Origin of the sequence: Pallidibacillus pasinlerensis, from assembly GCF_009996845.1 — a bacterium.
Lineage (GTDB): Bacteria > Bacillota > Bacilli > Bacillales > Caldibacillaceae > Pallidibacillus > Pallidibacillus pasinlerensis.
This window is the reverse complement of sequence record NZ_JAACYS010000091.1, coordinates 1-10,897: the sequence shown is the minus strand read 5'-3', so window position 1 is coordinate 10,897 and position 10,897 is coordinate 1. Positions and strand designations below refer to the sequence as shown.

General features: G+C 32.5%; 10 protein-coding genes. 9 read left to right on the top strand and 1 reads right to left on the bottom strand.

The genetic code is table 11. The annotated features are described in order from the left end of the window. Positions 1 to 178 precede the first annotated feature (178 nt). From GW534_RS14650 to GW534_RS14625, 6 genes are all read left to right on the top strand, one after another. On the top strand, positions 179 to 916 hold the full coding sequence (locus GW534_RS14650; protein WP_161921736.1) for a pseudouridine synthase: 738 nt from the start codon (positions 179 to 181) through the stop codon (positions 914 to 916). A gap of 176 nt (positions 917 to 1,092) precedes the next feature. Beyond that, the gene (gene resA, locus GW534_RS14645) at positions 1,093 to 1,626 is read left to right on the top strand and encodes a thiol-disulfide oxidoreductase ResA (RefSeq protein WP_161921735.1); all 534 of its coding nucleotides are present in this window, start codon (positions 1,093 to 1,095) and stop codon (positions 1,624 to 1,626) included. Between the two features lie 11 nt (positions 1,627 to 1,637). After that, positions 1,638 to 3,254 (top strand): cytochrome c biogenesis protein ResB, encoded by a 1,617-nt coding sequence (gene resB, locus GW534_RS14640; protein ID WP_161921734.1) that lies wholly within the window; start codon positions 1,638 to 1,640, stop codon positions 3,252 to 3,254. A gap of 33 nt (positions 3,255 to 3,287) precedes the next feature. Beyond that, positions 3,288 to 4,478 carry a c-type cytochrome biogenesis protein CcsB gene (gene ccsB / locus GW534_RS14635; RefSeq protein WP_161921733.1) on the top strand — a complete coding sequence of 397 codons (1,191 nt, stop codon included), beginning with the start codon at positions 3,288 to 3,290 and terminating at the stop codon, positions 4,476 to 4,478. A gap of 195 nt (positions 4,479 to 4,673) precedes the next feature. Continuing rightward, positions 4,674 to 5,390, top strand: a complete 717-nt coding sequence (locus GW534_RS14630) for a response regulator transcription factor (RefSeq protein WP_161921732.1) — start codon at positions 4,674 to 4,676, stop codon at positions 5,388 to 5,390. After that, positions 5,387 to 7,153 (top strand): ATP-binding protein, encoded by a 1,767-nt coding sequence (locus GW534_RS14625; protein ID WP_161921731.1) that lies wholly within the window; start codon positions 5,387 to 5,389, stop codon positions 7,151 to 7,153. The genes GW534_RS14630 and GW534_RS14625 overlap by 4 nt, the downstream gene beginning before the upstream one ends. 85 nt (positions 7,154 to 7,238) lie before the next feature. Here GW534_RS14625 and GW534_RS14620 read toward each other — a convergent pair whose 3' ends face one another. After that, entirely contained in the window at positions 7,239 to 8,033 is a 795-nt protein-coding gene (locus GW534_RS14620; protein WP_161921730.1) for an ABC transporter substrate-binding protein, read from the bottom strand. A gap of 249 nt (positions 8,034 to 8,282) precedes the next feature. On the opposite strand from GW534_RS14620, the gene sigX reads away from it, so the two are divergent. The 3 genes from sigX to GW534_RS14605 all read left to right on the top strand — a co-directional run bounded on the left by sigX (position 8,283) and on the right by GW534_RS14605 (position 10,876). Then, positions 8,283 to 8,816: an RNA polymerase sigma factor SigX gene (gene sigX, locus GW534_RS14615; RefSeq protein WP_161921729.1), complete on the top strand. Its 534-nt coding sequence runs from the start codon at positions 8,283 to 8,285 to the stop codon at positions 8,814 to 8,816. Beyond that, positions 8,809 to 10,005, top strand: a complete 1,197-nt coding sequence (locus tag GW534_RS14610; RefSeq protein WP_161921728.1) for a hypothetical protein — start codon at positions 8,809 to 8,811, stop codon at positions 10,003 to 10,005. The genes sigX and GW534_RS14610 overlap by 8 nt, the downstream gene beginning before the upstream one ends. Before the next feature lie 154 nt (positions 10,006 to 10,159). Further along, positions 10,160 to 10,876 carry a peptidoglycan DD-metalloendopeptidase family protein gene (locus tag GW534_RS14605; RefSeq protein WP_161921727.1) on the top strand — a complete coding sequence of 239 codons (717 nt, stop codon included), beginning with the start codon at positions 10,160 to 10,162 and terminating at the stop codon, positions 10,874 to 10,876. The last annotated feature ends 21 nt before the right edge of the window (positions 10,877 to 10,897 follow it).

Genomic DNA, 10,897 nt, shown 5'->3' with positions numbered 1-10,897 from the left:
TATTTTAGAAAAATTTCAAATGAAATTTTACGCATTTTTTTTGTAATGACAGGTTGAATATGGCATAATTCAGCTAGAGTGTTATTACGGTCATTAAATTTAGTATAATATTTTTAAAAAATATATTTGATTTTTGACTTTTTACATCATGATGGACAACGTAAAGGAGTGTGGTCTCTTGGAAAGATTACAAAAAGTTATTGCTCATGCGGGTATTGCTTCGAGAAGAAAAGCTGAAGAATTAATTTTACAAGGAAAAGTAACGGTCAACGGTGAAGTTGTAAAAGAATTAGGTGTGAAAGTAGGGCCGAAGGACATAGTTGAAGTTAATGGAATTAAAATTGAACGAGAAGAACCGGTTTACTTTTTATTCTATAAACCAAGACAAGTTGTAACCACGGTTAATGATGATAAAAATCGAAAAACAGTGATGGACTATTTCCCACATGTTCCAGAACGAATTTATCCTGTTGGCCGATTAGATTACGATACATCTGGTCTTCTAATTATGACAAATGATGGCGAATTTGCTAACATATTAACTCATCCAAAGTATAAGATTGATAAAACATATATCGCAAAAGTAAAAGGTATTCCTAAACGTGAACAACTAAAACAATTAGAAAAAGGTGTCCATTTAGAAGATGGGGTGACTGCACCTGCAAAAGTAAAGTTATTATCAGCTGACAGACGTAAAAATACGGCAATCATTGAATTAACAATCCATGAAGGAAGAAACCGTCAAGTAAGACGAATGTTTGAAAAGATCGGTCATCCGGTTATGAAGTTAAAAAGAGAAAGACTCGCCTTTTTAGATTTAACTGGTCTTAACGCTGGAGAATCTAGACCACTTACACCTCATGAAGTGAAACAATTAATAGTACTTGCAAAAGAAAGTGCAAATACTCGTAAGTAATTTTTGTGAGTAATGGCTATATTCCGTTACTCACTCTGATCCAAATTATTAGAAAATAAAATCTAAATAAAATATAATTATTTTTCTGCCATTTAAGATTCGAAACTTTACAAAAAAAGAAAAATTTGAAATGATATAATCAACCCACATAAATTCCTTGCATAGGAGGGCAATGGATGAGAAATAAAAAGAAGCGACTCGTTTTGCGTTCGATCATATTATTATTGTTATCTGCAGCTATTATTTTTGTATTATATTCAAATTTTTCTAAGGATAATAGAAAAGTAGCAGCAGTCGGTGAAGAAGCACCAAATTTTGTTTTAAAAGATTTAGAAGGTAATGAATATAAATTGTCTGACTATCGAGGGAAAGGTGTATTTTTAAACTTTTGGGGAACGTGGTGTGAACCTTGTAAAGATGAGATGCCTTATATGGAAAACCAATATCAAAAATATAAAGATGAAGGTGTTGAAATAATTGCAATAAATGTTGGTGAAACGAAAATTGCGATTGAAAACTTTGCTAAACAATATAATCTCACCTTTCCTATTGTAATAGATGAAAGTGGTGAAGTTCAAAAAGCTTATGGAATTTTCCCACTTCCTGCAACGTATTTAATTAATTCTGATGGAATTATTGTTGACTATATCGAAACAACAATGACTGAGGAAATGGTACAACAATATATGGAAAAGATTAAGCCTGAATAGGAGTTTTTTACATGAATAAAGTTAAATGTGAATGTGGTCATGTTAATCCACATGGAACTGTTCTTTGTGAGGCTTGCGGAAATATACTCGACGAAAAAGCGAGACAAGGGAAACTACTTGATATGCGCTATGAAGGTAGTGCACGTAGGTCTCAAACTTATAATAAAACCATTATAGATCGAATATGGAACTTTTTCTCATCAGTAAAAGTAGGCGTTATTTTAATAGTAATTACACTAATCGCAACCGCCATTGGTTCTATTTTGCCACAAGTTTCAACTTTAGGACAACTCCCGGTACCAGCACATCAATATTATGAAGAAAATTACGGCTGGTTTGGAAAATTATATTATTTTTTCGGTTTTCATGATACTTACGGTTCTTGGTGGTACTTACTATTAATTGCATCCATCGGGGTCTCTCTCGTTATATGTAGTTTAGATCGAGCTATACCCTTATACAAGGCGTTAAAAAATCAACGTGTGAAAAGGAATACGAACTTTTTAAATAGACAACGGCTCTATAATAAGGCTGAAAATGTTGAAATTGATTTTACGACTTTAAAAGAAAAGTTAAAGAAAAAACATTACAATGTACATATCGATAATGGGAACTTATTAGCTGAGAAGGGACGTTTTTCGAGATGGGGTCCTTATGTAAACCATATTGGTTTAATAATATTTTTAATTGGATGTATGCTTCGTTTTGTACCTGGATTTTATATAAATGAATTTTTATGGATAAAAGAAGGAGAAACTCTTGCAATTCCTGGAACTGATAAACAGTATTATTTAACGAATCATGAGTTTATATTTGAAGTTTATGATGAATCAGATGGTGAAGTCTTCCGAAATGCTATTGAAGAAAAAGGGATGATTGCAAAAAATTTCCAAACAAATGTAACGTTATATAGTGCTGAACAATCTTTACCTGGAGAAGAACCTGAATTAGAAAAAATAAAAGATTATGAGATTCAAGTAAACAAGCCATTAAAAATTGATGGATATGCGTTATATCAGTCAAGTTATCGTTTAAATGAAATCGCAAGTATGACCTTTGCGTTGACGAACAAAGAAACTGGAGAGTCATACGGAAATATTACTATAGATTTAAATAATCCACAAAAAAAATATGATTTAGGAAATGGCTATGGCGTTGAATTGCTAGACTACTTTCCGAATTTCCAAATGAAAGATGGTGTACCTTCTACGGCATCACAAGACCCATTAAATCCTGCCTTTGCCTTTAAAATGGTCACACCAGATCGACCTGAAGGAGAAAGAAGTTTTGCGGCCATTCAACAAACAATTGAAGTAACAGAAAATAAATATAAAATGGAGTTTCAAACAGCTGAGATGGTGAACTATAGCGGGTTAACAGTTCGACTCGACAATACTTTACCAGTAATTGCTATCGGTGGTGTTATCTTCTTAATCGGTCTAGCACAAGGATCGTTTTGGCAACATCGTAGAATTTGGATAAAAACAGAAAAAGGGGGATGTCATATTGCAGGGCACACAAATAAAAACTGGTACGGCTTTCATAAAGAAATAGAAAAAATTTTATCCGATACAAATATTCCGATACCAATTGATCAAAAGACCGAAAAAAATCAGGAAAAAGAATAGTCCAAATAAAGGAGCTTTATGGGGTGATATATTGTGGCAGAATTAAGTAGTAATCTACTGTTAATCGCATTTGTTATTTATTTAATTGCAACGCTGTTTTTTGGTGGTGCTATCCGACAAAAAAAAGGAATGGATGAAAGTCATTACAAAAATAAAGTAACACTTAGTGCAAAAATAGGGATTACATTAACGATTATTGGGTTTATCGTTCATATCGGATATTTTATTACGAGATGGATAGCTGCTGGACATGCACCTGTTAGTAATATGTTTGAATTTATTACATTTTTTAGTTTGATGGTTGTCGGTGCATTTATACTAATCTATTTTCTATACCATACTCCGGTACTAGGTGTATTTGCTTTACCGATAGTATTAATTTTAATAGGCTATGCGAGTATGTTTTCAAGAGACATTACACCGTTAATACCTCCTCTAAGAAGTATTTGGTTACCTTTACATGTAATGACAACAGCAGCTGGACAAGCGATCTTAGCAATTAGTTTTATTGCTGGGCTCATCTATTTAATTAAAACCGTTAATCAAGCTGAAGCCACACGAAAGCGGTTCAGTCTTGAGTTAATTATGTATTTTATAACCGTTGTTATTGGGTTTATCGTTATTACAAGTACTTTTTCCTTTATGAATTATGAAGCACAGTTCGAATGGGTGAATAAAGAAGGGGAACTATCAACAATAGATTATGCACTACCTGCATTAGTTGGACCTAATGAGGGGACTTTACTGACTGCATCCAAAATGGAACCACTAGTTGAATTACCGGCAAACTTTAATACTTCAAGAGTAAATACGGTTATCTGGTCATTTATTGCAGGGACAATAATTTATATACTCGTTAGACTTATTACACGAAAAAGAATTTCACAGATGGTACAACCACTCGTATCAAAAATCAATGGTAATTTATTAGATGAAATTAGTTATCGTTCCGTATTAATCGGTTTCCCGATATTTACTTTAGGTGGTCTCGTTTTTGCGATGATATGGGCTCAAATTGCATGGACAAGATTTTGGGCATGGGATCCAAAAGAAGTATGGGCACTCATCACATGGTTCTTTTATGCCGCTTTTCTCCATTTGCGTTTATCAAGAGGCTGGCATGGTGAAAAATCTGCGTGGCTTGCAGTCATTGGTTTCGGCATTATCATGTTTAACCTAATATTCGTAAACTTAGTTATCGCTGGTTTACATTCGTATGTATAAAACTGTTATTGGGCTGACAACCAACCGTCAGCTCTTTTTTCACTTTTTTACCAATTTTGGACAGCATTTTTGTTTACATATATAATAGTATTGTGAACAAATACGTAAAATTCTTTAAATATAATAGATTTTATGAATCCCATATGGAAAAAAATTGTCGATTTTTGTACAATTGTTATAAGGAGGTTTCATTGAATGGAACAAGATGTAAGAATATTAATAGTTGATGATGAAGAGAGAATTAGAAGATTATTAAAAATGTACTTAGAAAGAGAAAACTATATAATCGACGAAGCTGAAGAAGGAAATGAAGCGCTAGAAAAAGCATTAGAAAATGATTATGATTTAATTGTTTTAGACTTAATGTTACCGGGAAAAGACGGAATTGAAGTCTGCCGTGAATTAAGAGAAAAGAAAGCAACTCCTGTTATTATGTTAACGGCAAAAGGTGAAGAAGCGAACCGAGTTCAGGGCTTTGAAGTCGGAACAGATGATTATATTGTAAAACCTTTCAGTCCTCGTGAAGTCGTGCTGCGAGTGAAAGCGTTATTAAGAAGATCGTCTAAAACAAGCTACTTACAAACTGATACAACTGCAAAAAATATTATCGTTTATCCACATTTAACGATTGATCATGATGCCCACCGGGTATTAGCAGATGATAAAGAAGTGAGTTTGACTCCGAAAGAGTATGATTTATTGTATTTTTTAGCTAAGTCACCGGATAAAGTATTTGATCGTGAACAATTATTACGAGAAGTATGGCATTACGAATTTTTTGGTGATTTAAGAACAGTAGATACACACATAAAACGGTTAAGAGAAAAACTAAGTAAAGTTTCGGAAAACGCTGCCAAAATGATTGTAACTGTTTGGGGTGTTGGCTATAAATTTGAGGTAGTGAATGAATGAAACGTTGGAATAGTGTTGTTGGCAAGCTCTGGGCAACAATTCTTTTATTAATGTTTGTTGTTCTTTTTGTATTATCAATTCTAATTATGCAATTTTTTCAGAACTATATAGTTGAAGATGTAAAAAAATCATTAGCTAATACAGCTTCACAAATTGCTGAAACGTTTGTAGAACATAATGAAATAGATTTTGCATTAGAGGTTGCATTCGAAATATTAGATGAGAATACTAACGCAATTATTTTTACGGATGAAGATAATGTTTATTACTCTAATCCAGATGACGAAGCAACCTTTAGTAAAGACTTCATTATGTCTGATTCAACATTTTCTAAGGTGTTTTCATCCAATGTTACAGTGACAAAGGAATTTGAATTATCGCAACAAGAGGATAAAACGAACAATGGCTTAATGATAGGTGTTCCTTTACAATTAATGAATTCAACTGGTGCGGTCTTTATTTACCAATCATTAGATGTAATGGAAGATGCAATTGAAGCAACGTCCGACATTATTCTTTGGTCTGCTGGAATTGCTTTTATTTTGACAAGTGCCTTTGCTTTCTTTTTATCTTCTCGGGTTACTGCACCGCTCAGAAAAATGCGGGAGTCAGCAGCTGAAGTAGCAAAGGGACGATTTGATGTCAAAGTACCGATTTTAACACATGATGAAATTGGTGAATTGGCGAAAACGTTTAATAAAATGCGTGAACAATTAGAAGTAAATATGAATGCTCTTAAACAAGAAAAGGAGCAGCTCGCTAGTATACTTCGTAGTATGGCCGATGGTGTGATTACCATTAATAAACAAGGAGAAATTTTAGTTACAAATCCTCCAGCAGATGAATTTTTAGCAGCATGGGCTGACTCACCGGAAAATGTGGGTAAAAAAGCGATTCCTTCAAAATTTATTGATTTATTAAATGAATCAATTGAAACTGGTAAAGATCAGGCTGGTGAAATGAACTTTGGTGGTCGATATTGGTCCTTTATTGTTTCACCTCAGTTTGACGAACAGTCTATTCGTGGTGCTGTAGTAGTTACTCGAGATACTACAGAAGAACGAAAATTAGAAAAGATGCGGAAGGATTTCGTTGCCAATGTTTCTCACGAATTACGTACACCGGTAGCCATGTTACAAGGTTATAGTGAAGCTTTAATAGATGATATTGCAAGTAGTGAAGAAGAACGAAAAGAAATCATCAAAATTATAAACGAAGAAACACTTCGGATGGGAAGATTAGTTAATGAGATACTTGATTTAGCTAGACTAGAATCGGGTAGTATGAGTTTAACGGTAGAAAATGTTGAAATTAATTCTTTTATTGAACGAATTGGACGCAAATTTTATGGGCTTGCTAAAGATAGTAATGTTAATCTAAAAGTTAACATTATGACAAATAAAGAAACGTATCAATTTGACCCAGATCGTATTGAACAAGTATTAACAAACTTGATAGATAACGCTATTCGTCATACACCTGAAGAAGGTCTTGTTGAATTAAAGGTAACGAGTGAACAAGATTATTTAAAACTTGAAGTGAAGGACAATGGTTCAGGAATTCCGGCTGAAGATTTACCATTTATTTTTGAACGGTTTTATAAAGCGGATAAAGCGAGAACAAGAAGCAGAGCAGGTACCGGTCTTGGTCTAGCTATTGCAAAAAATATAGTTGATGCACATAATGGTACAATTTCCGTTTGGAGTGAAATTGGAAAAGGTACAGTATTCACGATCAAACTGCCTGAAGAAGTAAAATCTTAAATAAAGAAAGAGCCGTATTGTTCGGCTCTTTTTCTGTTAATTCAACCCGATTGTTACTACCACAAAAACGAATTACTTCGTGTAATTAATCATTTATTAGCTCTTTGAATTCGTAATTAAAATATTCAACTGCTTCGAGCATTTTTGGTCCGTACCAAAACATTTCACCATCGAGAATTTTTATTGTTGTATTAGGTAATATTTCTGAAAAATCTTTTACATGTTGCTCTTTAAAAGGGTATGGTTCTGTAGCTAAAAATAAATAATCAAGTTGGAAATTACGAAAATCTTCTTCTGTTACAACAGGATACCGTCCGTCGAATTCAGTAAAGACATTTATAAAACCGAGACTTTCTAAAAGTGAGTTAATATAAGTATTGCTACCAACAACCATATATGGATTTTTCCATATGCAATATGCAACTTTCTTATTTTTTCCGTGTGGTAAAGATTGGAATGCCTGTTTTATTTTTATAACTAACTGTTCAGCGAGTGGAGTTCGATTCGTAACGGTTCCTATATCAATTATCATTTTATACACGTCTTTTATTGACTGAACCTCTGCTACATATACTGGAAATTCATTTTCCAGTATTTCAACGATTTCCTTCGAATTCTCTTCTTTTTCTGCAAAGATTATATCAGGTTTGAGTTGGCGAATTTTTTCAATATTGATATCCTTTGTTCCTCCGACCTGTTGGGCTTTTTTTACAAAATTTTTCGGATGTATGCAAAATCTTGTTCTACCAACAACTTCATTTTCAAGTTGTAAATAAAATAATGTACTAGTAATAGCTGGAACAAGTGAAATAATTCGTCCTGGTGGAAAGGAAAATTCTAGTTTACGTTTAAGATGATCAGTTGTAATCAATTTCTCCATAAACATTCCCCTTTAAATTGATTTAAAAACTATATGCTTTTTATAAATCATAATTTGATATTTATTGTATTACTTACAAGAATGTATTTAAAGAGATTTAAATTAAAAATCGTTATTAAACTAGGTATATAAAATAAGTTTTTGATTGGATAGAAAAAACTTTCATGTTACGATTGTAAAAAAGTGATAATCTAAAAAATGTAACATTTACATAAGAAAAATCGACAAATAGATGAATGGACTGATTTTATGAATGCGAAATTTAAGGAAATATATGAAAAATACCATAATGATCTTTTTCGATTTCTTTTTTATTTAGTTAAAAATCGTGAGGTTGCAGAAGACCTCATTCAAGAGGTATATATTCGAGTGTTGCGATCCTATGATAAATTTGAAGGAAAAAGTAGTTTAAAAACATGGCTATTTTCCATTGCTCGAAATGTATCGATTGACTATTTTCGAAAACAACAAAGCTTGAAAAACAAGCTTTTAAATCAAATTGATTGGAATCGATTAGAGATAAATGATCATCATCCGCTTCCGGAAGAAATAGCGATTCAAAATGAAGAAATTCGAACTTTATACAAATGTTTGGACGCTTGTACTTTGGACCAAAGGACCGTAATTATTGTGCGGTTTATTCAAGACTTGTCGATTGTAGAAACAGCTAAAGTATTAGGATGGTCAGAATCGAAAGTAAAAACTACACAACATAGGGCTTTAAATATTTTGAGGAAAAATATGGAAAAGTTAAAGAAAAAGGAGGAGAGCACTCGTGAATAATGATAAAAGGAAAGAAGATAATTTAATAAAAATCCTCCATCAATTTCCGAATATAGATGATAAACGTTCAATGGAAGAAATTTATATGAATATACAAAAGGAAATGAACACCCCTAAGAAAAGTCCTCTGTACAACAAAAAAAGAATATTTTGGCCATCCCTTGCTACCGTTGCTGTAATGTTTTTATCGTTGTTTTTAGTTATAAATCATTTTAATCAACAAAGCGTAAACGACAGTAATGCAGATGAGATTAATATAGCTTTAGATAAATCTATGGAACAAAATGGTGTACAGGAGAATGCGGAATTGTTTAGTACACAAGATAGCGATCAAGTTGAGTTGTTTAGCGATAATAGTCAATTATTGTTAGAGGGAAAAAAAGCCATATATTTGGATGACTTACAAGAAGATGACTTTGTTGTAACGATAGGTATACCTGATATGGCAGTTTTGAATGTAATTCCAGTTTCTGTTGTTGTTAAAAAAGATCGAGGTAATCATTGGTTAGATTATTATAATTTCGTTTATGAAAATATAGATGAAGGAAAATTAGAATTAGCGGAATATTATCCATATGATGGGACACTTAAATATGAAAACGATCAAATCACACTGGATTTGATGACCGACCACGAATATGATTACGGGAGCATTAGTGAGGAGATCTTTTTTAAAAGCTTAGATCACTTAAAATACCAAGATATCGATAGTGTATTACTAAATGAAGGTTCAAATCGTGGTGTCGATTTTTCACATACCGGAAAAATTTATGAATATAAAATTGACAATTCTCGCAGTGGTTATTTAATTTATCAAACAAAAAACAAAGTATATTTAACACCGAGTCCAAATAAATTTGATTCAATAGAAGATGCATTTTTAGATATGAAAAATAAAAATGAATTATATAATCTAGAACCGACGATTCCAGATCAAATTGAATTTTTTATTGATAATAATGAAAGGGAAACGGATCAACTGAAGTTAGTATTTAAAAATAATATAGAACTAATTGAAAGTAACGAAACATTACGAATGATTGAAGCAATTTTATTAACCGCAAAAGATTACGGATACGAAACAGTCTTGTTTGAAAATATAAACTTGTATAATGTAGGTCCATTTAACTTAGAAAAACCAATTGAAGTGCCTATCGCACCAAATCCTGTACAAATGGATAAAAATTAATGTAATCAATTAAGATGGGTGTCTAACTAAAGACACCATTTTTTATTGAAAAATTAAATAAACTTGAATAATAACTGGGTAGATTACCATAATAATGTACTGTTACTTCTTCATTTGGACAAGCAGCCAAGTATAAAAATTAAGGAGGATAAGAATGAAAGAATACATAAAAAGATTGCTGCTTGCAATAGCAATAACGGCTATTTTAACAATATTAATTTTAGGTGGTATGCAATCAATTGCCAATGCTGAAGAGTCATTCGGTGAATTAAATTGGGAATTTCCAGCCGATGGAATAATAACGGACATATTTGGTTCAAGAAATGGTGGTCATAAAGGTATTGATATTGCAGGTGAAATCGGGACACCGATTCATGCGGTAGATCATGGAATAGTAAGTAAATCATATTATTCTACAACCTATGGCCACGTAATCTTTATCCAACATGAGTCAGGATTCGAAACGGTTTATGCACATTTACAATCTAGAGATGCGAAAAATGGTCAATATGTTAAACAAGGAGAAACAATCGGGCGAATGGGGAATACCGGAAAATCATCTGGTCCACATTTGCATTTTGAAATACATAAAAATAAATGGACAGTGTCGAAGAAAAATTCAATTGACCCGTTTGTCATATTTGGGCGGGGAAATATTGGACAAACTGTAACTGCTGGTGATAAGAATATTGAACCAGTGCTTGAAGTAGCTAAAGGTATACATGAATCATCGATTTTGTATACAGTAGAGGTTGGTGATACGTTATGGGAAATTGCCGAAAAATATAACACCGGCGTAGAGATAATAAAAGAAATGAATCAATTATCAAATGAAATAATTATGCCAGGTCAACAGTTAATTATTAAGTGAAAAAATTATACAACTTAAGTC

What these genes read in the sequence shown, in the direction of transcription:
- resA (WP_161921735.1), top strand. Translation starts at nt 1,093, where the DNA reads ATGAGAAATAAAAAGAAGCGACTCGTTTTGCGTTCGATCATATTATTA.
- resB (WP_161921734.1), top strand. Translation starts at nt 1,638, where the DNA reads ATGAATAAAGTTAAATGTGAATGTGGTCATGTTAATCCACATGGAACT.
- GW534_RS14630 (WP_161921732.1), top strand. Translation starts at nt 4,674, where the DNA reads ATGGAACAAGATGTAAGAATATTAATAGTTGATGATGAAGAGAGAATT.
- GW534_RS14625 (WP_161921731.1), top strand. Translation starts at nt 5,387, where the DNA reads ATGAAACGTTGGAATAGTGTTGTTGGCAAGCTCTGGGCAACAATTCTT.
- GW534_RS14620 (WP_161921730.1), bottom strand. Translation starts at nt 8,033, where the DNA reads ATGGAGAAATTGATTACAACTGATCATCTTAAACGTAAACTAGAATTT.
- sigX (WP_161921729.1), top strand. Translation starts at nt 8,283, where the DNA reads ATGAATGCGAAATTTAAGGAAATATATGAAAAATACCATAATGATCTT.
- GW534_RS14605 (WP_161921727.1), top strand. Translation starts at nt 10,160, where the DNA reads ATGAAAGAATACATAAAAAGATTGCTGCTTGCAATAGCAATAACGGCT.